Genomic DNA, 23,403 nt, shown 5'->3' on the forward strand with positions numbered 1-23,403 from the left:
CGCCGCGACCCGCCCGACCTAGCGGCCGGCCCCGGCCGCCGGACCGCGCCGGTGTTCCGGCGTGGCGGCGACGGCCGCGTTGATGAGCGCAACGACCGAGTCGCGGTGGTCGTATTCGTTGCGGGCGATGACAATGCGGCTGGGTTCGGTGTCTTCGACGGGGACGCAGGCGACCCCGTCCGGAATCGGGCTGACGAGCGACCGCGGCAGCACGGCGACGGTCCGGCCGATCCTGACCAGCGGGATCAGCTGGGTGATGTCGGTGGTTTCGGGCCCGTCGCCGACACTGCCGGGGACGCCCTTCCAACGCGGGAAGCTCTCACCGGCGAGCTCCGCCAACCGGACGGCATTGCGGCGCGCGAGCACGTGTCCTTCGGGCAGGACCGCAACCCGGTCCTCGACGTGGAGGGTTTCGGCGGCGAGTCCGGTGAGGTCGTCGAACGGCACGTAGAGCAGGGCGGCGTCGGCCCGTCCGTCGTGGAGGTGGTCGGTCCGGTCGACGCTGCCGCTGAAGAGGATGTCGACCTGCCGCGCGTTCGGCTGCTGGGCGTAGGCGGCGAGGATCCCGGACAGCAGGTTCGCGTCGCCGCCGGGTTTCAGCACCAGCCGGAGCCGCTCGTGGGCGCCCGCCTGCTGCGCCTGCTGCACGGCCACCGCCATCGCGTTCAGCGCGTGCCTGCCGTGTTCGAGGAGGGTTTCGCCGGGGGCGGTGAGCACCACGCTGCGGCTGGTGCGGGTGAACAGGCGGACTCCGAGCCGGGACTCGATGCGCCGGATGGTCTTCGACAGCGCCGGCTGCGCGACCGAGAGCCGTTCGGCGGCACGGCCGAAGTGCAGTTCCTCGGCAACGGCCACGAAATACCGCAGTTCCCGAACCTCAAGCAAATTCATTCCCATAGGTTATCGGACGTTTCCCGATGTGTATTGGACCCCAGCGGAACCGAAGCGCCAGCATAGAGGCATGATCAACCACACGATGCTCGTAGCATTCGAAAACCCGATCCCGGATGCAGAGCTGGATCAGTTCCTAAAGGACATCGAAAAAGCGATGACGGAGACCGGTGCGACAGAGACGTTCTCGGCGCAGCGCCACATCCCCGTCCCCGGTGAGGAGTCGATCCCCGCGTTCATCGCGACCGCGGTTGTGCAACTCGGTGTCGCGGACCGCGAGGCCCTGGCCACGATGTTCGCCGCGCCCGGCGCCGGCGAGGTCGTCCACAAGTGGCAGGCCCGCCACCCGTACAAGGTGGCGTGGGTGAACCACGAGGCGCCGGCGTGAACGACTTTGCCGGTAGTGCCGCGCTGGTCACCGGCGCCGGCAGCGGGATCGGACGCGCCATCGCGTCCGATCCCGCCCGCCGGGGTGCGTGTGTGGCGGCCCTCGACCTGGACGGCACCGCGGCGGCGGAGACCGCCGAGGCGATCACCGCTGATGGCGGCACGGCCATTGCTGTCGCCGCCGACGTCGCGGACGAGGATTCGGTGCGTGCCGCTGTTGCGCGGACCGCGGCCGGGTTCGGGCGGCTGGATGTCGCCGTCAACAACGCGGCGGTTCCGTCGACCGGCCAAGACCTCGCCGGCATGTCGGCGGAGGCGTGGGAGCGCGTCCTGCGCATCAACCTCACGGGCGCGTTCTTCTCGATCAAGCACGAGATTCCGGAACTGCGCCGCACCGGCGGCGGGGCGATCGTGAACATCGCCTCGAACGGCGGCCTCTACGCCATCCTGCACGCCCCGGCCTACGTGGCGAGCAAGCACGGCGTGGTCGGACTGACCAAGGTCGCCGCGGTCGACCACGCAGCGGAGGGAATCCGGGTCAACGCGGTCGCGCCCGCGATCACCCGCACGGCAATGTTCGACCAGGTCGCCGCAGGTACGGACATGATCGCCCAGCAGGAGGCGATCACTCCGCTCGGCCGCCTTGCAACGGCGGACGAGGTCGCCGCCGCCGCGATCTGGCTCTGCTCCGCCGGAGCCTCCTACGTCACCGGGGCCACGCTGTCGGTCGACGGCGGACGGCGCGCCTGACCGCAACGCCGGGACGGCCGCCGCAGCGGCCGTTCCGGTCGCTGCCGGAGCCGCCACGCACGGCCGCCCGGAACGGCCGCGGGCACCGCGACCGCGGCAGGCGGCGATCCACTCGGCGGGCGTCTGGAGGGCGTGCCGCGGCGGTGGCGGGGCGGGGCGGGGTCAGTCCCCCGGGCTGATCCCGCGGATGGCCAGGTCGAGCAGGCGCTTGGCCTCGGCGGCGGGGTCCGGGTGGTGTTCCGTGGCCAGCACGATGCCGGCGACAAGGTTGTGCAGGTCAGCGGCTGTTGTTTCGGACGCCAGCGCACCCTCCTGCTGGGCCCTGTGCATCAGCGGGTGTACCGCGTCGGCGAGTTGGGACGAGCACGCGTGCGTCTCCATTGCGGAGGCGGCGTCGTCGCCGACCAGTGCGTTCGCCAGGCCGCGGACGGTCGCGGCGTAGTCGGTGAGCACTCTCAGCCATTCCAGCAGCGCAGCCCGCGCGTCGTCGGCCCTGGACAGTTCGTCGGCCTTTTCGCCGAGGGTCGTGATCCGCCGGCTGAATACCGCCTCCAGCAGTGCGCGCCGGCCCGGAAAGTGCCGGCGCACGGTGGCCGAGCCGACCCCGGCCGTGCGGGCGATCTGCTCCAGGGAGGCGTCGGCCCCGCGCTCGGCGACCTCCTGCTCGGCCACGGCGAGGATGCGCGCGTAGTTGCGGCGGGCGTCGACACGCTGACCGGTCAAGGCATCTCCTTCACAGGGAAAGTGGCGGGCCCCGCCACATCGTGTATTGTACCGAAAGGCAAACGGCGACCCCCGCCGTTTATATTCATCGCAACGAGCCCCGGAGGGCACCATGTCTGCACACCCCGCCCCCGTACTGGTCACCGGTGCCACCGGCAAGCAGGGCGGGGCCACCGCCCGCGCCCTGGTCGCGGCGGGTGTTCCGGTGCGGGCCCTGGTCCGCGACCCGTCCACCGACCGGGCGGCGGCGGTCGCCGCGCTCGGCGCCGAACTTGTCACCGGCGACCTCCGCGACCGCGACTCGCTGGTCCGGGCCGCCGAAGGCGCCCGGGCCGTCTTCTCCGTGCAGACACCCGACCTCGACGACCTGGACGGCGACTCGGAGCGGGTGCAGGGCATCAACCTGATCGAGGCCGCGCGGCAGGCCGGAGTCCCGCAGTTCGTGCACACCTCCACCTCCGGTGCCGGCGAGCACCGCGCTGCCCCCGGCTGGAACGAGGGCCGCTGGGCAATACTGGAGAACTACTATGAGACCAAGACCGCACTGCAGGACCGGCTCCGCGAAGCCGGTTTCGAGTACTGGACGCTGCTGAAGCCGGGCTTCTTCATGGAGAACTTCCTCCCGCCATCCTTCCTGATGCCCAACGGACCGCAGGGCGGGCTGATCACGGTCATCAAGCCCGCCTCTGCGTTGACCCCCGTCGCCGTCGAGGACGTCGGAACGGCGGCCGCCGCGGCGATCGCCGACCCGGACCGCTTCAACAAGGCCGAACTGGACTTGGCGGGCGACGTACTGACCATGGCGGAGTGCGCGGCGATCCTCGGCAAGGCGCTGGGCGTCGAGCTGACCGCGCCGGACATGACGACCGAGGAGGCGGTGGCCGCCGGGATGCCGTATTGGGCGTCGGCCCACGCGTGGCAGAACGAGGTCGGCCAACCGGCCCGTCCCGAACAGGCGCAGAAGTTCGGGCTGACGCTGACCACGCTCGACCAGTGGGCGCAGCAGCACCTCGCGCCGCAGGGCTGAGGCTCAGGTCTGCCCGGTTTCCGCGGTGGGCGTGGTCGGTGTGGTGGGTGTGGCCTGCGCGGCCATCTCATCCTCGGCGGGCGCCAACGCATACGAGCGCACACCCGCGATCCGGCCCGCCCGGACCGCGCCGCGCTCGCCGGGCAGGGGCGGCAGGCGCCACTGCCCGTCCCGAAGATGGCCGCAGTAGCCGCAGGCCATATCGGTGTTGGGGCGCGTGCAGGGTCGGCACGCCCTATTTTCGGCGGTCACGAAGCATCGCCTCGACCACGGCCGCCTCGCCTTCCCCTCAACCGGATGGCAGGCGTTCGTCGACGCGCTGAGGGCCGCTTCCCGCCGCTGAACAAGCCAGCCCCGGCGGGGCGGAAGCGGCTCCACCCCGCCGGTGGGCGCTACCGGAGCTGCTACCACCCACCCTGCTGCGGCCCTTGGTTAGGCGGCGGGCCGGGCGGCCCAGGCGGCGGGCCCTGCTGCACCGGGGCGCCGGGGGGCGGGCCGGCCGGGTAACCCGGGTACGGCTGCTGCTGCGGCGGTCCTGAAGGACCGGTAGGCCCGGCAGCCCCGGACTTCTTGCCGGACTTCACCACCAGCACCACCACAAGGGTCACCAGTGCGGCCAGCACTATGATGATGCCGACCACGAACAATGGCACGATAACTGACATCACAAAAGCCTATTAGGCCGCCACTGGGCGTGGCCGGCGATCGGCCTTGTCACCGTGGTGCGCGGGCCTGCGGGCCGGGCAGGGCAGGGGCGCACTTCCGCACCCCAGCCGCCCTGCCCCGGCCGCCGGATCCGCCACCAGGCCGGCAGCCGTCAGCCGCCGGCTGCCGGGCATCAGCCCCAGACCAACGCCGTGGTCTTGGGGTCCTCCAACATCGCGCCGACATCGCGCAGGACCTTCGATCCCAGTTCGCCGTCGACCAACCGGTGGTCGAAGGACAGCGACAGGGTGGTCACCTTGCGTACCGCCAGCTCTCCCTTGTGCACCCACGGCATGTCGCGGATCTGGCCGAACGCCAGGATCGCGGCCTCGCCCGGGTTGATGATGGGCGTGCCCGCGTCGACCCCGAAGACCCCCACGTTGGTGACGGTGATCGTGCCGCCGGTCAGGTCCGCCGGAGTGGCGTTGCCCGCGCGGGCGGTTTCGGTGAGGTGCTGCAGGTCGCGGGCCAGCTCCGGCAGCGGCTTGGTGTGGGCGTCCTTGATGTTGGGCACCACCAGCCCGCGGTCGGTGGCCGCCGCAATCCCCAGGTTGACATAGTGCTTGCGCACGATCTCCTGGGTCTCGTCGTCCCACGAGGCGTTCACCTCGGGGTGGCGCCGTACGGCGGTGAGCAGGGCGCGCGCCACCAGCAGCAGCGGCGACACCTTTACCTCGGCGAACTCCGGCCGGTCGCGCAGCTTCTTGGCGGTCTTCATCATCTTGGTGACGTCGACCTGCAGGAACTCGGTGACGTGCGGGGCGCTGAACGCGCTGCGCACCATGGCCGCCGCGGTGTGCTTGCGCACGCCCTTGACCGGGATGCGTTCCTCGCGCGCTCCCGGGGCCGGGCCGGCGGCGGCCGTTGCCGGCGCAGGCTCCTGCTCGGCGGGTGCCGCCTGTTCCGGCGCCGGTGCGGTGGGAGCAGCGGCACCCGCGCCCGCCGGCTCTGCACCCTCACCCGCGCCGCGGCGCACGTCATCGCGGGTGACGACGCCGCCCGGCCCGGTCGGGGTGACCGAGCGCAGATCGACACCCAGGTCCTTGGCTAGTTTGCGCACCGGTGGCTTGGCGAGCGCCCGCGCCGGGGCGCCGTCGCCCGTTGCGGTACCCGCGCCCGTTCCCGGAGCCGGCTGCGCGGCCTGTGCCGGCTGTACGGCCTCCTGCGCGCCCCGTGTATCCGGCGCGCCCGCAGCGCTCGTCTGTTCGGCCGGCGGCGCACCCCGGCCGTTGCGCTCGGCCGGTGCTTCCGGAGCCGCCGCCGTACCGTTCGCGGCCGCCGCACCCGGCCGCCTGCGGCGGCGCTGGGTGGACGCGGCCCGCTCGCCGTAGCCCACGAGCGGTTTCTCCCGCTCGTCGGCCTGACCGCCTTCAGCGGCCTGCCCGGCCTGCCCCGCCTCGGCGCCCGATCCGCTATCACCGCCGCCGGTGTCGATGGTGATGATGGGCGCGCCCACATCCACCGTGCTCTCGGCCTCGGCCAGCAGCTCGCGGACCGTGCCCGCGTAGGGGCTGGGCAGTTCGACCGCCGCCTTCGCGGTCTCGACCTCGCAGATCATCTGGTTGACCTGCACTTCGTCGCCCGGCTGGACGTACCACTGCAGCAGTTCGGCGTCGACCAGTCCCTCGCCCACGTCGGGCAGCCGGAACTCGCGCACGCCGCCCTGCCGGGTATCGGCCTGGCCCGTCCGGCCCGCCTGGTCAGCCTGATTCGTCTGGTTCACCTTGGTTCCCGCCCCCTCTAGTACGCGAACGCGCGGTCGACGCCGTCGAGAATCCGGTCGAGGTCGGGCAGGTAGTGCTCCTCCAGGCGGGACTGCGGGTAAGGGGTGTCGAAGGCGCCCACGCGGATAACGGGGGCTTCCAGGTGGTAGAAGCAGGACTCGGTGATGCGGGCCGCGATCTCGCCGCCGATGCCGCCCGTGACGGGCGCCTCGTGCGTGACGACCAGCCGCCCGGTGCGCCGCACCGACTCCTGCACGAGCGGGTAGTCGACCGGCGCGAGGGAGCGCAGGTCGATGACCTCGATGGAGTGGTCGGTGTCGGCTTCGGCCGCCTGGAGCGCGGTCTTGACCATGGGCCCGTAGGCGACCAGCGTTATGTCGGTGCCCGGCCGGGCCACGCGGGCCGAGCCCATCGGCAGGGCCGAGTCGGCGGACTCGCCGGTGTCGACGTCGGCCTTGTCGTAGTAGCGCCGCTTGGGTTCGAAGAACACGACGGGATCGTCGGAGGTGATGGCCTGCTGGATCATCCAGTAGGCGTCGACCGCGTTGGCGACGGTGACCGCCCGCAACCCGGCCGTGTGGGCGAAGTACGCCTCAGGGGATTCGCTGTGGTGCTCGACCGCACCGATTCCGCCGCCGTAGGGGATGCGCAGCACGACGGGAACGTTCAGCGCGCCTTCCGAGCGGCGGCGCAGCTTGGCGAGCTGGGTGAAGGTCTGGTTGGTGGCGGGGAAGAAGAAACCGTCGAACTGGATTTCGCAGACCGGCCGGTAGCCGCGCAGCGCCAGGCCGATGGCCGTGCCCACGATGCCGGATTCGGCCAGGGGGGTGTCGATGACGCGGTCGGCGCCGAAGTCCTTGTGGAGCTGGTCGGTGACCCGGAACACGCCGCCGAGGCGGCCGACGTCCTCGCCCATGATGAGGACCTTGGGGTCGGCCTCCATCGCCCGGCGCAGTCCGGCGTTGATGGCCTTTCCGATGGTGAGGTTCGTGCTCATGGTCACCGGCCTCCCTCGGCGCCGGCGTCCTCGAAGGACGCCAGGTAGTCGGCGAACCCGGCCCGCTGCAGGTCGAGCTCGGGGTTGGGGTCGGCATAGACCTCGTGGAAGATGTCCATCGGGTCGGGTTCGGGCAGCGAGTGGCAGTCGGAGCGCACTTGCTCGCCCAGGCGCTCGGCCTCGGCCTCGACCGCGGTGAAAAAGTCGTCGTCGCCGATGCCCTCGGCCTGCATGTGGGCGCGCAGCCGCAGGATGGGGTCCTTTGCCTTCCACTCCTCCAACTCGGCCGCGACGCGGTAGCGCGTGGGGTCGTCGTTGGTGGTGTGGGCGCCCATGCGGTAGGTGAACGCCTCGATCAGCATCGGCCCCTGGCCTTCGCGGGCGTGCTGCATGGCCTTGCGGGTGACGGCGAGGGAGGCGAAGACGTCGTTGCCGTCGATGCGCACCCCGGGAAACCCGAATCCGGCGGCCCGCTGGTACAGCGGGACCCGTGCCTGGCGCTCCGAGGACTCGGAGATGGCCCACTGGTTGTTCTGGCAGAAGAACACGATCGGGGCGTTGTTGACCGCGGCGAAGTTGAACGCCTCGTTGGTGTCGCCCTGGCTGGTGGCGCCGTCGCCGAAGTAGACGATGACGGCGGAGCCGTCCTCGCCGGTGGCGCCGTCGCGCTGGACACCCATGGCGTAGCCCGTGGCGTGCAGGGTCTGGCTGCCGATGACGATCGAGTAGAGGTACAGCCCGTGCTGCGCAGGGTCCCAGCCGCCGTTGGTGACGCCCCGGAACAGGCTCAGGAGTTCGCGGGGGGTGACGCCGCGCACCCAGGCGACGCCGTGTTCGCGGTAGGAGGGGAACGCGATGTCCTTGGTCCGCAGGGCGCGCGCGGAGCCGATTTGGGCGGCTTCCTGGCCGAGCAGGGAGGCCCACAGCGCGAGTTCGCCTTGGCGCTGCAGGGCGACCGACTCGGTGTCGACGCGGCGGACGAGTACGAGGTCGCGGTAGAGGCCGCGGATCTCCTCGGGGCTGATCTCCAGCGGGTAGTCGGGGTGGTGCCGCCGTTCTCCGTCGGGGTTCAAGAGCTGGACGAGCTCGGATTGTCCATGCGCGGTGTTGTCCGACACCTGTCGCTCCTCGGGTGGTCGGGGCCGGTTTCGCGGGGTACCACTACGTCGGCCGGATCTCTGCCGCGTACCCGGGGTAACGGGACATAGCGGCAGCCCTACCGACATCGTGACAGAACTCACCACTGGCAGCGCAAGAGCCCAGTGCCGACTTTCGTCCGCCGCACCATGATGTACCACTCGAGAAAAAGTGCAACTACCAGGACTTCCTAGCATTAGCAAGGCCGTCCGAAGAAGAATTCGGACGGCCTAAGGGTTGTCCGCCGAAACGCTCCCGTGCGTTCTGAATTGTTTGCACACAGTGACTTTCGGCGGTCCGCGCTTCCATTCATCGGCCGGCGCCGAGACCGCTGGGACTCGGGCGGCCCGGCGGGTGGGCGGGGCCGGCGTTCACCGGAGGTCGATGACGGCGCGGTAGCGGGCGCGGCCGTTGCGGACGTGGTCGACGGCGCGGTCGATCTGGTCGCGGGGGAAGACCTCGGCTTGGGCGCGGATGCCGTGCCGGTCGGCGAAGTCGAGGAGTTGGCGGGTGACGGTGGGCGGGCCGACCAATGCGGTGACCAGCGATTTCGCCCCGGGCAGGATGCTCAGTTGCCCGATGGTGAACGGGTTGGCGGGGACACCGACGACGCACAGTTTGCCGTTGGGGCGCAGGGCCGCGAAGTAGTCGTCCCAGGGCAGGTCGGCGCCGACGGTGTCGAGGATGAAGTCGAAACGCTCGCCGGCCTGGGCGACCTCGTCTGCCGTAAGGAAGGCGTGGGCGCCGAAGCGGCGGGCGTCCTGCTCCTTGTCGGCGCTGGTGGAGATGGCGGTGACGTGGCAGCCCCAGCTCACCAGGATCTGCAGGGCGAGATGGCCGAGCCCGCCGATGCCCACGACGGCGACGCGGTCGGTGGGGCGCACGCCGTTCTCGACGACCGCGTTGAACACGGTGGTGCCGCCGCAGAACAGCGGGGCCGCCTCCTCGGAGGCCAGGCCGTCGGGGATGGGCACCACGTGCCGCCAGTCGCCGGCGCGGATGTGGCTGGCGAAGGTGCCTCCCCGGTCGCGGAAGATCACGTCGTCGCGCTCCGGGCACAGGTGCTGGCGTCCGGCCAGGCACCATTCGCAGGCGAAGCAGGATCCGGCGACCGCGCCCACGCCGACGCGTTGGCCGGCTTGGAGCCGTTGGGGGTCGACGGCGGAGCCCGTGGCCGCCACGACGCCCACCCCTTCGTGCCCGGGAACGACGGGGAAGTCCGCCATCCCGTAGTGGTCGTCGATGAGGCCCAGGTCGGTATGGCAGATCCCGCTGTGGGTGAGGGCGATATCCACTTCGAGCGGGCCGAGGGGTCCGGGCTCGTACTTGTAGGCCCTGGCGGGGCCGGCCGCATGGTCGACTGCATAGGCGTGCACGGTCATGGCGTGTCCGTTCGTGGTTCGGGGCCGGAGAGGGGGCCGGGTTCGGGCTCGGGTCAGGTTTCCAAGCGGGGGCCGAGCACAAGGGTGATGGCGGTCCGGATGTGCCTGCTGCGGTCCTCGGGCGCGATCGTCGCGAGGTGTTTGGCGCCCGCCGCGACGGCGAGGAGCTGGTAGGCGAGGTCCTCGGGGGTTGCGCCCGGCGTGCGGTCGGGCACGCCTTCCTCGCGCAGCACGGCGGCCACCGCGGCGACGACGTGGTGTTCGAACTCGTGCAGGAGTTCGTTGCCCAGCGTGTTCGCCGCGGCGAGAAGTTCCACCACTGTGTCGTCGGCGGTGGCGGCGACCGGCCCGTTCAGGGCGGTGAAGGCGCCGAGTAGGCGCTCGTGCGCCGGCAATGCCGTGTCGGCGAGCGCCTCGGTGACGGCGGCCTGGACTTGCGCGGTCATGCGGCGCAGGGCGGCGTGGAAGAGCTCCTGCTTGTTCTTGAAGTGCAGGTAGAGGCCCTGGCGCGACAGCCCGGCCGCCGCGGCGAGGTCGTCCATCGAGGTCTTGCGCAGGCCGTAGCGCAGGAAGACGGGCACTGCGGCCTCGGCGATCGCCTCGCTCCGGGACGGATCGCCTGCTTGTTCCTGCGCCGTCATGCGCACCGGTCCGCAAGCCGCTGTTTTCTTACCCGGTTCCGCACGAGCCCCACCTCTTCTTCGCGTCGCGATTGACGCTTTACAAGTTAGACCCATTTTGTCTATCTCGTCAAGGCGCGGCGCAACCGGTCCGGAGTGCGGCATGCGGGCAATACTGCAAGGAAACAGTCACGGAAAGTGACAGGTAAACACCGTTGGCGTTCAACGAGGGGATGGCAACGGTGGCGCTCCCGGGGCGGGGCGGCACAAGCCGGGCCGCCCGGGCTGTGGAAGTAGGCGCAGGGCGCGCGGCGCGGCTCAGGCCGCGGTGCGGACCCCGCGCTCCTTGGCGTAGTCGGCCAGGTGCTCACGCAGCTGCCGGCGCGCGCGGTGCAGGCGCGACATGACGGTGCCCAGCGGCGTTCCCATGCGGGCCGCCACCTCCTTGTAGGTGAATCCCTCGACGTCGATGAGGTAGACCACCATGCGGAAGTCCTCGGGGAGGTCGGCCAGCGCGTGGCGGATGGCGGAGTCGGGCAGGCGCTCCAGTACCTCCGACTCGGCCGAACGCGACCCGGTGGAGTGGTGCGCGTCGGCGGCGGCGAGCTGCCAGTCCTTGATCTCGTCGGTGGAGTCCTGGCGGGGCTCGCGCTGCTTCTTGCGGTAACCGTTGATGAAGGTGTTGGTCAGGATGCGGTAGAGCCAGGCCCGCAGGTTGGTGCCCGCGCGGAACTGGTGGAAGTTGGCGAACGCCTTGGCGAAGGTCTCCTGCACCAGGTCCTCTGCGTCGGCGGAGTTCCGCGTCATGCGCAGGGCGGTGGGGTAGAGCTGATCGGCATACGGGGTGACGGCGGTGACGAAGTCGAGCGAACCCGTGGACTCGGTCGATTCGGTGGACTCGTCGGTTCCGCGCATACGCTCCAGCTGAGTGGTCGTCAAATTTCCCCCTTGGGACGACCGGTGTTTGTTACTAACTTGATAGACGCACCAGAGTACGGCTGAAGATGCGCCCAAGCCGGGTGATGCGTGTCACGGAAACACCGGTTCGGGATGTTCAGCGGTTCAACGTAAGGTAAACCCTGGACGTTTATCGCCTCCGTTGAGGATGGCGGCGATCGGTGAACGCAACGTAAAGGCACGGACGAAGTGTCTCCTCTTTCCAGGTGAGTGGCGGGCATGCGGGCCCGGCACTCCCGAGCGGATGGCGGACAATGCGGCGCCGGTTGAGGCGGTGGCCAACGCAACCGGGCGCTCTCGGCCGCCGCGGACACCCGCCACCGGCGCGCCCGGGGGTTGCGGGCCGCACGCGGGTAACGCCCGGATCGACGCAGCGCCTCCTTCGGCAGCGGTGGCGGTTCAACGGGTGTGCCGGTGGCAGCGGTGGCGCCGGGCCCGCAGCAGGTGGTGCCGGACACCGGGCGCCGCCATTGCTTGCGCCTCCAACGGTGTGGGCAAGTGCACCTCCTTCCAGCCTAGAGGCCGAGCCTTCGAGCCCGCGCGGAAGGCTGTGTGCCGTACGCTTTTGGCTGCCTGCCTCCCCGCTACCCGCGGGAGCGGATCCATCGACCCTGCGAACCCGCCCGAAAACCTGTGGAGGACCCTGTGGCCCGCGTCGTGGTTGACGTCATGCTCAAGCCGGAGATCCTGGACCCCCAGGGCCAGGCGATAGTCGGCGCCTGCGAGCGCCTCGGGTTCGCCGGCGTTCAGGAGGTCCGCCAGGGCAAGCGGTTCGCGGTCGAGATCGACGGCGAGGCCGACGACGCCGCGGTGGCCGAGGTGCGGCGCATGGCCGAGACACTGCTGGCGAACCCGGTCATCGAGGATTTCTCGCTGCATGTGGAATAGGGCACATCGCGGCGCCGCGCCAGGCGTGACCTGAATTCGCCCGGTACCCCTGCCCGGCATTGCTTGCGCAGCACAATCTCAATGTCACGGACCGCATCCGGCCAACTAGCCGCCATGTCCGTTTCGCAGGTCGCCCCTCGGGAAGGCTCCATGGTGTGCCTACCGGTCGTGAGGGCTTCCGATGGACATAAATTTCGCGATTGCGCTCCCCCGACAGGCCTATACCGTGGCCGTGATGCGGGACTTCCTCGGTGAGGCGCTGCGCACCACCGGTGTCTGCGCCGATTGCAGATTCGCGATCCTGCTCGCCGCATCCGAGGCATGCGCCAATGCGGTCGACCACGGCGCTCCTTCCTGCGGCTACCAGGTTACCGCGCGGATCCACACCGATACCTGCGTCTTGGAGATCTCACACAGAGGGCCGGGTTTCGACCCGGCCCAGGTGCCCCTGCCAGACATCGAAGCGGAGTCCGGCAGGGGCATTCTTCTGATGCACCAGGTCATGGAGGACGTCGCGATCACCGGCGATCCCGACGGCACCACGCGGGTCCTGCTGCGCAAGCGGTTCCGCGAGTGCGGCGCAACGCCGCCCGAACACGGCGAATGGTCCCAGCGCCAACCCGCGCTGCGCTGACCCGCGGGCATCCGGACCGCCGCTCCGGCCGCCCGGCGCTGCGGCGCTGGCCCAGGTGCCGAGGTCAGCAGGTAACCTCGGTTTCGGACGCGTCGGCGGCTGTTGCCGCGGCGGCGCGCGACTCCCACCGACCAACATCCGGAGAGTGCCCATGACAGCCCGCGTGGGCGTCGTCACCTTCCCCGGCTCCCTTGACGACAGGGACGCCGCACGCGCCGTCCGCATCGCCGGCGCCGAACCCGTCGCGCTCTGGCACGGCGACACCGGTCTGCAGGGCGTCGACGCCGTGATCCTGCCCGGCGGTTTCTCCTACGGCGACTACCTGCGCTGCGGCGCCATCGCCCGCTTCGCCCCGATCATGACCGAGCTGGTGCCCGCCGCCCGATCGGGGGCGCTGCCGGTGCTGGGTATCTGCAACGGGTTCCAGATCCTGTGCGAAAGCCACCTGCTGCCGGGTGCGCTCACCCGCAACCGGTCGCTGCGGTTCATCAACCGCCCCCAGCTCGTGCGGGTGGAATCTACCGCCACCGCTTGGACCAACCGCTACACCGAAGGCGAGCAGATCCGCATCGTGCTCAAGAGCGGCGAGGGCAACTTCGTCGCCGACGACGCCACGTTGGATGAGTTGGAGCGCTCCGGGCGGGTGGTCGCACGCTACGTGGGCGATGCGCCCAACGGCGCCCGGCGCGGTATCGCCGGTGTGGCCAACGAGCACGGCAACGTGGTCGGTGTGATGCCCCATCCCGAGCACGCCGTGGAGGAGCTCACCGGCGCCTCCGCCGACGGCCTGGACTTCTTCACCTCCCTCCTCGCGTACTTGGCCGACACCAGCCCCGCGGCAGCGGCCGCGGCGGGCTAGACCACCGCCGACGCGACATCCTGGGGGACGTTATGCGCATGATGGACCTGCTGCGGTCACGGGTGGCCATGGTCGTCCTGGCCGCCGCGGTGACCCTGGGCATGGTCACCGCCGGGGCCTGGGGTCTGTTCAGCGCGCGCAACGCCCCGGAACCCTCTGCTGCCGGGCAGGGGCAGGGCGGACCGACCGGCTCGGCGGAGTCGCCTGCAGCGGCGCCGAAACTGGACTCAATGGGCAAGGCCCCCAAGGGCACCGCCTACACCGACTTCGGCGAGCAGTGCCCCGATGTGGAGTGCGTGCGCATCGTCGGCATCTCCCTTGAAGGGGGCAAGGACGGCGACAGGCAGGACTCCGGCAACCAGACCGAGGCCGCCATCAACAAGGTCTTCAACCATCTGCTGGACGAGGGCTGGGGCCGGGTGCTGCCCAACAGCGAGGCCGATCCCGACAGCGTGCCGCTCGGCGAGAGCTACCTGACCGACGGGCAGGTGCTGATCACGGCCACCCCGGTCAACGCGCCCGACGCCAGTGCGGGCGTGATGCTGATGCACGCCCAAAAACCCGCATCCTGACGCCATGCCAGTGACCGTGCCTGTTCCAGTGCCCGTGCCGCCGCCCGGGTGACCGCCGGAGGCCCCGGCCTCCCGGCACCCGGACTTCCAGCCGGCCGGTTCACCCTCTGCCGGCCCGAGTCCGCAGCCCGCCAGTCCGCCAGCCGGCCCGCCCGCCCTGCAACCGCGCCGCGCAAGCCTTTCGCCGAACGGAAAACACACCGATGCCCGAACAACCGCAGCTCGACACCGTCGCCACCGCCCAGCGCACCCCCGACTCCCCGCAGCCCTACGCCGAGTTGGGTGTGGCCGACGACGAGTACGCGCGCATCCGCCGCATCCTGGGCCGCCGGCCCACTGCGGCCGAGCTGGCGATCTACTCGGTCATGTGGAGCGAGCACTGCTCCTACAAGAGTTCAAAGGCCCACCTGCGCCAGTTCGGTGACAAGGCGCCGCACAGCGACGCGCTGCTGGTGGGCATGGGCGAGAACGCCGGTGTGGTCGATGTCGGCGACGGCAACGCGGTCACCTTCAAGATCGAGTCGCACAACCACCCCTCCTACGTCGAACCGCACCAGGGTGCCGCCACCGGGGTCGGCGGCATCGTCCGCGACATCCTGACCATGGGCGCCCGGCCGGTCGCCGTCATGGACGCGCTGCGATTCGGACCACTGGACGCCCCCGACACGCGCCGTGTGCTGCCGGGCGTGGTCTCGGGCATCTCCTTCTACGGCAACTGCCTGGGGCTGCCCAACATCGGCGGCGAACTCGGCTTCGGCGCCGGGTACGCGGGCAACCCGCTGGTCAACGCGTTGTGCGTGGGTGTGCTGCGCCATGAGGACATCAAGCTCGCCCAGGCGCCCGGCCCGGGCAACAAGGTGGTGCTCTTCGGCGCCACCACCGGCCCCGACGGGATCGGCGGCGCGTCGGTGCTGGCCAGTGCCACATTCGACGACGAAAGCCACGCCAAGCGGCCCAGCGTGCAGGTGGGCGACCCGTTCCTGGAGAAGCTGCTCATCGAGTGCAGCCTGGAACTGTTCGAGGCCGACCTGGTCGTCGGCATCCAGGACCTCGGGGCGGCCGGGGTCTCCTGCGCCACCACCGAGCTGGCCGCGGGCGGCACCGGCGGCATGCGCGTCGAACTCGACCGGGTGCCGCTGCGCGACTCCACGCTCACGCCCGAAGAGATCCTGATGAGCGAGTCGCAGGAGCGCATGATGGCGGTCGTCGAGCCGGAGCGCCTCGACGCGTTCCTGGCGACCTGCGGCAAGTGGAACATCCAGGCCGCGGTCATCGGCGAGGTCACCGAGGTCACGCCCGAAGAGGCCGAGCGCGGCGGGCGCCTGGTGATGACCTGGAACGGCGAGACCGTGGTGGATCTGCCCCCGCGCACCGCCTCCGACGAAGGCCCGGTGTACGACCGGCCCTACTCCCGCCCCGCCGAACAGGACGTCCTGCAAGCCGACACCCCCGACGGCCTGGAGCGGCCCGGCGACGACGAGGAGCTGCGCGAGCAGGTGCTGCAGGTCCTGTCCGCGCCCGGGGTGTGCGACCCGTCGTGGGTCACCGAGCAGTACGACAGTTTCGTCATGGGCGACACGGTGCTGTCCGCCCCGCACGACGGCGGCATGATCCGGGTGGGCGAGACCGGCGACCGCGGGGTGGCCCTGGCCACCGACGGCAACGGCCGCTACACCAGGTTGGACCCCTACGCCGGCACCCAGGCCGCCTTTGCCGAGGCTTACCGCAACGTCGCCGCCACGGGCGCCCGCCCGCTGGCGGTCACCAACTGCCTGAACTTCGGCTCGCCGGAGGACCCCGGGGTGATGTGGCAGTTCGCCGAGTCCACCCGCGGGCTGGCCGATGCCTGCCTCGCGGCGGGCACCCCGGTCACCGGCGGCAACGTCAGCTTCTACAACCAGACCGGCGAAAGCGCCATCAACCCGACCCCGGTCATCGGCGTGCTTGGCGTGATCAGCGACGTGCACAACCGGCTCACCACCGCGTTCCCGGCCCGCAGCGGCGGTGCGCGCATCATGCTGCTGGGCACCACGGCCGAGGAGTTCGGCGGTTCGGTGTGGGCCGAACGCGTGCACGGCCACCTCGGCGGGCTGCCGCCGCAGGTCGACCTGGCCGCCGAAGCCGCACTTGCCCGCCTGCTGGCGGCGGCCGCCGACGACGAGGTGCTGGCCACAGCGCACGACCTCTCCGGCGGCGGTCTGGCCGTCGCACTGGCGGAGTCGTCCCTGCGCGGCGGGGTCGGCTGCACGGTGCACGTGGACGATGCGTTCACCGCCCTGTTCAGCGAGTCCGGCGCCCGCGCCATCGCCGTGGTCGAGACCGACCAGGAGGAGGCGTTCGCCCGCCTGTGCCGGCACCACCGCGTCCCCGCCACCGAGATCGGCTCGGTCGGCGGTTCGTCGATGACGGTGACCTACGCGGACGGCGGCTTCAGCATCGACCTGGACACCCTGCGCAACACCTACGAGTCCCCGCTGCGCGAGGTCCTCGGCGCCGAGTAGCCGAGGGCGATCGGGGGCAAGCGGTTTTCCGGCCGGGGGCGGCGTGCCGGCGTGCATGCGCTGCGGGCGCGCCGCTCCGGCGGGGCAGGCGGCGGACGCGTATCGCCAACGGTCCGGCCCTGGCTACGCTGCCTTCCGGTATACGGAGATGTAGGTGCCGCATCCGGTGTTCAACGGACCGCCGTGCCAGTCGCCGAAGCGCTTCACGAGTTCGAGGCCTGCGCAGCCATCGAAGCGCTCCGGCGGGGCGAGGTGGCATACCTCCTGTGTGACGCGGACCGACCCGTTCTCGAAGTAGGCGCTGGAAATTTCCCAGACCAGACGCTCCTTATCCAGCACCCGCGATACGAGCATCCCGGAATCGGATCCGGGCCGCGCCTTGAAGACCGTGTCGACAAGGCGTTCTCCATGCAGAATCCCGATGGCCTCGGGGTTTTGCATCTCGATCACCAGAATTCCCCCCGGCGACACGAGGCCGGCCCACTCGGCCACGGTTTTCTGCTGCTCGCCAGACCCGGAAATCACGGAAAGGGTGCCGCTGACGCAATATACGAGCGGGTATCGGCCACCGCCGCTATATCCTCTCATGTCAGCGCACACCACGGGCACATCGACATTCTCTTCAGCGGCGTCCCGGCGGAGCACATCAAGCATTTTTTCCGACGAATCAACCCCCACTACAGCTCCAATTCTCCGCGCAAGGGGGATCGCAATGCGCCCCGTTCCAACGCCGAATTCGAGTGCCTTTCCGGGTTCCGGCATGAGGTCGGCCAGCATGGCGGCCGCGGCATCGGCCTCTGCGTCCTTGGGGCGGACCTTATCGTAGTGATCTGCGAACATGCTGCCATAGGGGTCGCCGTTACCTTGCTGCATGCGTCTCTCCCATCGGATTCCGACGCGGTGGCCCGGTCGACCGGCGCGTGGCCACCCGTGCATTTCAAGGTAGCAAATCCATTGCCCGCCGACACTCCGTGATCGTTCTCTGAAATTTCAGCAACGGGATTGCATCCGCGAACTTCCATGAATTCACAGCCCGTCCGGCAAATTCGTTCGCACGCACCGTTATAAGATCATTTTAATCCTGTCAAGAAAGCACCAACGTCCGCATTCGGACATGCTTTCGCTTGAAAAAGCAAGACGGACCGCGCCGCTGGTAGAAGCTGCACACAAAAGCACATGACCCGCGGTGCCGGGATTTTCGTTCCAGCGCCCAGGAGTTGACGCACCCACCGGGATCCGCCTACTTTGAAATTCGGTCAATTGGCCTTGACCAATTTCTACCCACAGGGAGACAATTATGTCGACTGCCCTTATCGACCGGACCGAGACCGAATTCGACCCGGCCGGCGCCCTCGCCGACGACCTGACCGTGGACGGCCTCCTCTCCGAGGAGCACGACATCTACGCATCCAGCAGCGGCTGGATCTGCACCCTGACCATCGAGTGCGGAACCATCGTCTGCGCCTGCCGGTAGGTGAGGCGCTTCCCGCCCCGGCGGATTAGCGGTGCGCGCAACACGGGGGCCCGGGTCCCGTATGCGCGCACCGCGCTTCCTCCGCCCGGGAAACGGACCGCCGTTCGAACATGACGGAGAGGTGGTAAGCGACTGCCATGCCGGGAATCTCCGCGGCGGACGCCGCACGTGCCCTGTATACCGGCGAACGGATCAGCACCGGCTCGGCCGCTCCGCCGGGGCGAGCGGAACCGGCCGAGTGCCCGGACGAATGGAAGCGATCAGCCTTTCCTGATCCGGAGGTATTCCAGCGCTACCTCGTGTCGCACGGTATTACCGAGAGTCAATTGGCCCACGCGCTGCGCAATGACAGGCCGCCTCCCGCAGGGCTTCCGGAGTGGGCGCGCGAACTGAACACGGTCATCACCGGGCACAGCCCCGATCCCGCACACGGCCGCCTCGGCGCGGTGGTCCTCGGGGTGCCCCATACCCCGGCGCCTTTCAGCGGGCTCTTCGCCCGCTTCGTCCCGCCGGCCCTGAACGCCGTCCAGGATGCGGCGGCCGGCTCCGGCGCGGATGCCGGGCCCGGAACCCGGTTGGGCGCCCGGCTGCAGACCGGACTGGCATCGCGCCTGGCCGCTCTCGCCGTCCGGGCGCTCATCGCCGATATGCACCGGGCCCGCAAGCAGGGAGAACTGCACGGCGAAACCCCCGGACTCCGCTACGCCGACTACAACGAGCGCCTGCTTGCCAGCCCGGCGTACCTCAGCCGGCTGTTCTCCGCCTACCCCATGCTGGGAAGGCTGCTGATCGAGGCCCGTACCGCCTGGGTACGCCATATCCGCGAGTTCTTCGCCCGCCTGCGCGCCGACCGCGCCGAGCTGTACATGCGCGGCTGGATCGACGCGCCCGACTCGGTACTCGTCTCGGTCGATACGGACTCCGGCGACAGCCACGACGGCGGGCGCTCCGTCATCGTCTGCGAGTTCGACCGCGGCCGGCGGGTGGTCTACAAACCGCGCCCGGTCGCCCTGGACTCCCTCTACGAGCGCGCCGTGGCCTTCGTCAACGAGCGCAGCCCGAACCGCCCCTTGGCGGCTCCTCCGGTCATCGAACGCGACGGCTTCGGCTGGACCGGATTCATTGCGCACCGGAGCTGTCCCGAGGACGGGCTGGACGACTACTACCGCGGGATCGGATCGGCGCTCGCGTTGGCCCACGTTCTCGGCGCGAGCGACGTGCACATGGAGAACGTCGTGGCCAGCGGACGGCACAGCGTGATCGTGGACTTGGAGACCCTGCTGCAGAACAGGGAGGTGGCGCAGGGCGGGCGGACCGCGTTCGCCAGGGCGAGGGACCTGCTCAACAACAGTGTGCTCGGTATCGGCTACCTGCCCATGCACGCCGCTAACGGAGAGGACCGGCAGGCGGCCGACGTCAGCGTGATCGCCGGCGGGCTGGTACAGGGCACCGAGATCACCGTCTCCGTGCTCACCGGCGTAGGAACGGACCGAATGGCCGTCGGCAGGGGCAGCGCCCGCATGGGGCCGGCCGCCAACCAGCCGATCGACCCGAGCCGGCTCCGCCCCGCCGCGTACACCCAGGCGATCATCGACGGGTTCAACACGGTCTACGACCTCATCGCCGCCGACGGCGGCTCCTTTGCCGCCGCGCTGGGAGACACCTCCGGCGTGCGTACCCGGTACCTGCTCCGGCCCACGCGCATGTACAGCAGGTTCCTCCACGAGAGCTGCCATCCCCGCTACCTGGCCTCGGGCCCCGATCGCGAACACCTGTTCAACCGCCTGTGGGCGACCACTTCGCGCCAACCCGCCCTCGGCGCGGGCGTGGCCTCGGAGATCCGCCAACTGCTGCGGCACGACGTCCCGAAGTTCACCGCGGCGGTGGACGGCACCGCACTTTCGGACGACAGCGGGATACTCGACCCGCACTACTTCTCGGCAACGGCCCTCTCCGCAGTGCGCGACCGGCTGCAGCAGACGGGTGCGGCCGACCGCAAATGGCACACGCGGATCATCGACGAGGCCATGTCCACACTTCAAGCGCGGGACCACGCGGACCCCGCAGCCAGTCCCGTGGTCGCGGGTCCGGCCGGTCTCAGCGGGCCGGCGGAGACGGCGCGGCGCGCACGCGCGGCGGCCACCGAAGTTCTGCGCGGTCTCGACGCCGCCCGCATCGATGGAGCCGACGGCCGCGACTCGATCTGGATCGGAATCAGCCCGGCCGCCTTCGACGGAGTGGGATTCGACTACCGGCCGCTCTCGCCCATGCTTTTCGAGGGGCTGGCCGGGATGGCCCTCGCCTACAACTACGCGTCACTGGTTCTGGGTGGCGACGCCTACCGCGACACCGCGCGCCGCTGCATCCGGCCGGTGGCGGCTTTCGTGGCGGACCGGTGCGAGGCGAGCACATCATCGGCCGAGCCGGTCGGTGCCTACAGCGGCTATACCGGTGCCCTTTACGCTTTGCTGCACCATTCGGCTGCTGTCGGCGGCGACCCGGGAACCGACACGCTGATCGCGAAGGCGGTTCGCCCGGTCGCCGACATGGCGGAGCGGGACACCGCCCACGATGTCGTGGCGGGCGCTGCGGGGGCGGCGCTGATCTGCCTTCGCCTTTACGAGTACTACGGCGATGCGCACTTCCTCGGTCTCGCTCAGGAGACGGCCGCACAGGTGCTCTCCCGAGCCCGCGAGGACGGGCGGGCCCTGTCCTGGCCGACCGACATCGACGGAGGGCACCTGGGCGGCCTGGCACACGGCGCATCCGGAATCGGCTGGGCGCTCATCGAGGTGGGTACTGCCGCGAAGGATGCGCGGCTGACCGAGGCCGGGTACCGGGCGCTGGCATTCGACACCGAGCGGTTCGAGGCCGCCCGCGGTTGGCCCGACCTGCGCAGGGAGGTACGCGGACAGGCCGCTTACCCCGTCCAATGGTGCCACGGCGCGGTCGGCATCGGGCTGGTCCGCGAACTGTGCCACCGCCTGCGGCCCGACCCTGCGCTGGCTGCCGAAGCCGATGCGGCCGTCCGCGCCGTCACGGAAAAAGGCGTCCCGCCCAACGACTCGCTCTGCCACGGAACACTGGGCGCCCGCGAACTGCTGCACACGGCTTGCGAACGGTCTGCTGAGGCACGCACCGCAAGGGAACGCATGGACAGGACAATCCTCGAACGGTTCGAACGGGGGGACGCGGCTATCGGTATCGCCGGAACCCGGGCGGAATCGCCCGGTCTGATGCTTGGATCCGCCGGTTTTGTCCTCGGGTTGCTGCGCATGGCGGCGCCACGGACGGTTCCGTCGGTGCTGTCGCTCCAAGGTCCGGTCCGCCCATGAGCGCGCAGACGCAGTGGCGGCTGCGCGACCACGTACGGCCGCACGGCCGGGCCCTGATCGCCGTGCTGGTGCTGACCGTCGCCTCCAGCGCCCTCATGCTCGCCCCGCCCATGCTCCTGGGCCGGCTCATCAGCGCGTTGACCGGCGCCGCTTCCGTGGTTCCCATATCGGCGGCGCTGCTGGCCGCAGCCCTGGGCGGGGCGCTGCTGGGCGCCTGGCGCACCTATGTGCTGCAGCGGACAGGCGAGGAATTCATCCTCGGTCTGCGCAAGGCGTTGTATCGGAGACTGCTGCGGCTGCACGCCGCCGAGTACGACGAAAGGTCCAGCGGCGACCTGCTGTCGAGGCTGGGCACCGACACCACGGTACTCAGGTCGGCGCTCACCTCGGGCATCTTCTCGCTGGTGTCGGCCGCGCTGACGATCGCCGGTGCGATCGCGCTCATGGTCTACATCAGCCCGGTGCTGTCCGCCGCCGCCATGGCCTGCCTGCTCATCGGCGTCGCGGTGGTCGCCGGTATGGGTGGGGCGGTCCGCCGAGCCAGCAGCCGGACCCAGGCCAACGTCGGCCTGATGACAGTGGCCATGGAGCGGGCGCTCTCGGCCGTACGCACCATCCGGGCCTGCGACGCGACGGACCGGGAGATCGCGGAGCTGGACGGCGCCGCCACCCGGGCGCGCGACTCCGGCGTGCGGATCGCGGCCCTCCAAGCCCTGGCATCGCCCGCGATCGCCACCAGTGCGCAGGGCGGGCTCATGGTCGTCCTGCTGCTGGGCGGCTACCGCGTCGCAGCCGGCGACCTGGCGCTGGGAGATCTCGCGGCCTTCGTGCTGTACATGTTCATGCTGGCCACCCCCGTAATTCAGGCCGCGGCGGGCTATACCCAGACTCAGGCGGGGTTGGCGGCGCTGGACCGCGTGGGCGAAATACTCGGACTGCGCGAGGAAACGGACGACGAGCCCGACACGGACGCTGCGCCGCCGGCGGCGCACGACCCCGCCGAACCACTGGTGGAATTCGAGTCGGTCTCCCTGACCTACCCCAACCAGACCACGGCGCTGCGCGAGGTCGACCTGGCCATTGAGGCGGGCAGCCGGGTGGCGATCGTCGGGCTCTCCGGATCGGGGAAGTCGACCGTGCTGGCCCTGATCGAACGGTTCTACACCGCCGGCCCCGGAACCCTGCGCTTCCGCGGCCACGACACGGCCGGGTTGCCCCGCCGGAGCATCCGCTCCCAGATCGCTTATGTGGAGCAGGACGCCCCCGCCCTGGCAGGCTCGGTGGCGCGCAATCTGCGCCTTGGCCGCCCCGACGCAACGGCGGAGGAGATGTGTGCGGTCCTGCGCACGGTCGGGCTCGATGAATTCGCCGACGTCTCCGGCGGTGGGCTGGAACGGAGCGTCGGCGACGGGGGCACGCTGCTTTCGGGCGGCCAGCGGCAGCGCCTGACCTGGGCGCGGGCACTGCTCATGCGGCGCCCCCTGCTGGTGCTGGACGAGCCGACGTCGAGCGTTGACGCGCGCACGGAAGGTCTACTGCAGGATGCGCTGGACGGTGTCCCTGCCGGCACGACCGTCATCATCGTCGCGCACCGGCTGGCGACGGTGCTGAATGCGGACCGGATCGTCGTCATGGACCGGGGACGCGTGGTCGACTCCGGGACCCATGAGGAGTTGCTGGTGCGCAGCGGCCTCTACCGCGAACTGGCCTCCCGGCAGATGATCACCGCGGGCACAGTGAGCGGCTGACCTGCCGGGGGCGTGCCTCGATCGAACCGCTGCGGCCCCGATGCCCGCGGCGGTCCGGCAGCGGCGCGCCCCCGGTGTCTGGAGCCGAGCGG

At 70.3% G+C, this 23,403-nt stretch carries 21 protein-coding genes; 11 read left to right on the top strand and 10 right to left on the bottom strand.

Annotated elements, in window-relative coordinates:
- Positions 1 to 18: 18 nt before the first annotated feature.
- Entirely contained in the window at positions 19 to 891 is an 873-nt protein-coding gene (locus ACYVD5_RS02305) for a LysR family transcriptional regulator (protein WP_460999166.1), read from the bottom strand.
- Positions 892 to 961: 70 nt separating this feature from the next.
- Here ACYVD5_RS02305 and ACYVD5_RS02310 point away from each other — a divergent pair, with 70 nt between their 5' ends.
- Both ACYVD5_RS02310 and ACYVD5_RS02315 read left to right on the top strand, forming a co-directional pair.
- A complete protein-coding gene (locus ACYVD5_RS02310; protein WP_460999167.1) occupies positions 962 to 1,279 on the top strand; it encodes a hypothetical protein in 318 nt (105 codons plus the stop codon).
- Entirely contained in the window at positions 1,252 to 2,028 is a 777-nt protein-coding gene (locus tag ACYVD5_RS02315) for an SDR family NAD(P)-dependent oxidoreductase (protein WP_460999168.1), read from the top strand. The genes ACYVD5_RS02310 and ACYVD5_RS02315 overlap by 28 nt, the downstream gene beginning before the upstream one ends.
- 162 nt (positions 2,029 to 2,190) lie before the next feature.
- Here the strand turns inward: ACYVD5_RS02315 and ACYVD5_RS02320 are convergent, their stop codons facing one another.
- On the bottom strand, positions 2,191 to 2,751 hold the full coding sequence (locus ACYVD5_RS02320) for a TetR/AcrR family transcriptional regulator (protein ID WP_460999169.1): 561 nt from the start codon (positions 2,749 to 2,751) through the stop codon (positions 2,191 to 2,193).
- A 112-nt stretch (positions 2,752 to 2,863) separates the two neighbouring features.
- On the opposite strand from ACYVD5_RS02320, the gene ACYVD5_RS02325 reads away from it, so the two are divergent.
- A complete protein-coding gene (locus ACYVD5_RS02325; RefSeq protein ID WP_460999170.1) occupies positions 2,864 to 3,778 on the top strand; it encodes an SDR family oxidoreductase in 915 nt (304 codons plus the stop codon).
- Between the two features lie 3 nt (positions 3,779 to 3,781).
- Here ACYVD5_RS02325 and ACYVD5_RS02330 read toward each other — a convergent pair whose 3' ends face one another.
- The 7 genes from ACYVD5_RS02330 to ACYVD5_RS02360 all read right to left on the bottom strand — a co-directional run bounded on the left by ACYVD5_RS02330 (position 3,782) and on the right by ACYVD5_RS02360 (position 11,258).
- Positions 3,782 to 4,030: a hypothetical protein gene (locus ACYVD5_RS02330; RefSeq protein WP_460999171.1), complete on the bottom strand. Its 249-nt coding sequence runs from the start codon at positions 4,028 to 4,030 to the stop codon at positions 3,782 to 3,784.
- A 586-nt stretch (positions 4,031 to 4,616) separates the two neighbouring features.
- Positions 4,617 to 6,206: a dihydrolipoamide acetyltransferase family protein gene (locus ACYVD5_RS02335; protein WP_460999172.1), complete on the bottom strand. Its 1,590-nt coding sequence runs from the start codon at positions 6,204 to 6,206 to the stop codon at positions 4,617 to 4,619.
- Between the two features lie 17 nt (positions 6,207 to 6,223).
- On the bottom strand, positions 6,224 to 7,204 hold the full coding sequence (locus tag ACYVD5_RS02340) for an alpha-ketoacid dehydrogenase subunit beta (protein WP_460999173.1): 981 nt from the start codon (positions 7,202 to 7,204) through the stop codon (positions 6,224 to 6,226).
- Between the two features lie 2 nt (positions 7,205 to 7,206).
- On the bottom strand, positions 7,207 to 8,322 hold the full coding sequence (pdhA, locus tag ACYVD5_RS02345; protein WP_460999174.1) for a pyruvate dehydrogenase (acetyl-transferring) E1 component subunit alpha: 1,116 nt from the start codon (positions 8,320 to 8,322) through the stop codon (positions 7,207 to 7,209).
- A 390-nt stretch (positions 8,323 to 8,712) separates the two neighbouring features.
- Positions 8,713 to 9,723 carry an NAD(P)-dependent alcohol dehydrogenase gene (locus tag ACYVD5_RS02350; RefSeq protein ID WP_460999175.1) on the bottom strand — a complete coding sequence of 337 codons (1,011 nt, stop codon included), beginning with the start codon at positions 9,721 to 9,723 and terminating at the stop codon, positions 8,713 to 8,715.
- Between the two features lie 53 nt (positions 9,724 to 9,776).
- Positions 9,777 to 10,364: a TetR/AcrR family transcriptional regulator gene (locus tag ACYVD5_RS02355; protein WP_460999176.1), complete on the bottom strand. Its 588-nt coding sequence runs from the start codon at positions 10,362 to 10,364 to the stop codon at positions 9,777 to 9,779.
- 297 nt (positions 10,365 to 10,661) lie between these two features.
- A complete protein-coding gene (locus tag ACYVD5_RS02360; protein WP_460999253.1) occupies positions 10,662 to 11,258 on the bottom strand; it encodes a sigma-70 family RNA polymerase sigma factor in 597 nt (198 codons plus the stop codon).
- 687 nt (positions 11,259 to 11,945) lie between these two features.
- On the opposite strand from ACYVD5_RS02360, the gene purS reads away from it, so the two are divergent.
- From purS to purL, 5 genes are all read left to right on the top strand, one after another.
- The gene (gene purS / locus ACYVD5_RS02365; protein WP_460999177.1) at positions 11,946 to 12,188 is read left to right on the top strand and encodes a phosphoribosylformylglycinamidine synthase subunit PurS; all 243 of its coding nucleotides are present in this window, start codon (positions 11,946 to 11,948) and stop codon (positions 12,186 to 12,188) included.
- A gap of 181 nt (positions 12,189 to 12,369) precedes the next feature.
- The gene (locus ACYVD5_RS02370) at positions 12,370 to 12,822 is read left to right on the top strand and encodes an ATP-binding protein (RefSeq protein ID WP_460999178.1); all 453 of its coding nucleotides are present in this window, start codon (positions 12,370 to 12,372) and stop codon (positions 12,820 to 12,822) included.
- Positions 12,823 to 12,973: 151 nt separating this feature from the next.
- On the top strand, positions 12,974 to 13,681 hold the full coding sequence (gene purQ, locus ACYVD5_RS02375) for a phosphoribosylformylglycinamidine synthase subunit PurQ (RefSeq protein ID WP_460999254.1): 708 nt from the start codon (positions 12,974 to 12,976) through the stop codon (positions 13,679 to 13,681).
- A gap of 32 nt (positions 13,682 to 13,713) precedes the next feature.
- Positions 13,714 to 14,253 (top strand): hypothetical protein, encoded by a 540-nt coding sequence (locus ACYVD5_RS02380; protein ID WP_460999179.1) that lies wholly within the window; start codon positions 13,714 to 13,716, stop codon positions 14,251 to 14,253.
- 203 nt (positions 14,254 to 14,456) lie between these two features.
- Positions 14,457 to 16,754 (top strand): phosphoribosylformylglycinamidine synthase subunit PurL, encoded by a 2,298-nt coding sequence (gene purL / locus ACYVD5_RS02385; protein ID WP_460999180.1) that lies wholly within the window; start codon positions 14,457 to 14,459, stop codon positions 16,752 to 16,754.
- 123 nt (positions 16,755 to 16,877) lie between these two features.
- On the opposite strand, the gene ACYVD5_RS02390 is transcribed toward purL, so the two are convergent.
- A complete protein-coding gene (locus tag ACYVD5_RS02390; protein ID WP_460999181.1) occupies positions 16,878 to 17,627 on the bottom strand; it encodes a class I SAM-dependent methyltransferase in 750 nt (249 codons plus the stop codon).
- 424 nt (positions 17,628 to 18,051) lie between these two features.
- On the opposite strand from ACYVD5_RS02390, the gene ACYVD5_RS02395 reads away from it, so the two are divergent.
- From ACYVD5_RS02395 to ACYVD5_RS02405, 3 genes are all read left to right on the top strand, one after another.
- Positions 18,052 to 18,228 carry a hypothetical protein gene (locus ACYVD5_RS02395; RefSeq protein ID WP_460999182.1) on the top strand — a complete coding sequence of 59 codons (177 nt, stop codon included), beginning with the start codon at positions 18,052 to 18,054 and terminating at the stop codon, positions 18,226 to 18,228.
- Between the two features lie 299 nt (positions 18,229 to 18,527).
- Positions 18,528 to 21,563, top strand: a complete 3,036-nt coding sequence (locus ACYVD5_RS02400) for a type 2 lanthipeptide synthetase LanM family protein (protein WP_460999183.1) — start codon at positions 18,528 to 18,530, stop codon at positions 21,561 to 21,563.
- Positions 21,560 to 23,311 (top strand): ABC transporter ATP-binding protein, encoded by a 1,752-nt coding sequence (locus tag ACYVD5_RS02405; protein WP_460999184.1) that lies wholly within the window; start codon positions 21,560 to 21,562, stop codon positions 23,309 to 23,311. The genes ACYVD5_RS02400 and ACYVD5_RS02405 overlap by 4 nt, the downstream gene beginning before the upstream one ends.
- Positions 23,312 to 23,403: the final 92 nt, after the last annotated feature.

This window comes from Streptomonospora sediminis (assembly GCF_054778995.1).

Excerpts from the sequence above, each read along its gene's own strand:
- ACYVD5_RS02395 (WP_460999182.1), top strand. The coding sequence starts at position 18,052 with ATGTCGACTGCCCTTATCGACCGGACCGAGACCGAATTCGACCCGGCC.
- ACYVD5_RS02305 (WP_460999166.1), bottom strand. The coding sequence starts at position 891 with ATGAATTTGCTTGAGGTTCGGGAACTGCGGTATTTCGTGGCCGTTGCC.
- ACYVD5_RS02310 (WP_460999167.1), top strand. The coding sequence starts at position 962 with ATGATCAACCACACGATGCTCGTAGCATTCGAAAACCCGATCCCGGAT.
- ACYVD5_RS02360 (WP_460999253.1), bottom strand. The coding sequence starts at position 11,258 with ATGCGCGGAACCGACGAGTCCACCGAATCGACCGAGTCCACGGGTTCG.
- ACYVD5_RS02380 (WP_460999179.1), top strand. The coding sequence starts at position 13,714 with ATGCGCATGATGGACCTGCTGCGGTCACGGGTGGCCATGGTCGTCCTG.
- ACYVD5_RS02405 (WP_460999184.1), top strand. The coding sequence starts at position 21,560 with ATGAGCGCGCAGACGCAGTGGCGGCTGCGCGACCACGTACGGCCGCAC.
- ACYVD5_RS02350 (WP_460999175.1), bottom strand. The coding sequence starts at position 9,723 with ATGACCGTGCACGCCTATGCAGTCGACCATGCGGCCGGCCCCGCCAGG.
- ACYVD5_RS02325 (WP_460999170.1), top strand. The coding sequence starts at position 2,864 with ATGTCTGCACACCCCGCCCCCGTACTGGTCACCGGTGCCACCGGCAAG.
- ACYVD5_RS02370 (WP_460999178.1), top strand. The coding sequence starts at position 12,370 with ATGGACATAAATTTCGCGATTGCGCTCCCCCGACAGGCCTATACCGTG.
- ACYVD5_RS02390 (WP_460999181.1), bottom strand. The coding sequence starts at position 17,627 with ATGCAGCAAGGTAACGGCGACCCCTATGGCAGCATGTTCGCAGATCAC.
- ACYVD5_RS02355 (WP_460999176.1), bottom strand. The coding sequence starts at position 10,364 with ATGACGGCGCAGGAACAAGCAGGCGATCCGTCCCGGAGCGAGGCGATC.
- purQ (WP_460999254.1), top strand. The coding sequence starts at position 12,974 with ATGACAGCCCGCGTGGGCGTCGTCACCTTCCCCGGCTCCCTTGACGAC.
- ACYVD5_RS02340 (WP_460999173.1), bottom strand. The coding sequence starts at position 7,204 with ATGAGCACGAACCTCACCATCGGAAAGGCCATCAACGCCGGACTGCGC.
- purL (WP_460999180.1), top strand. The coding sequence starts at position 14,457 with ATGCCCGAACAACCGCAGCTCGACACCGTCGCCACCGCCCAGCGCACC.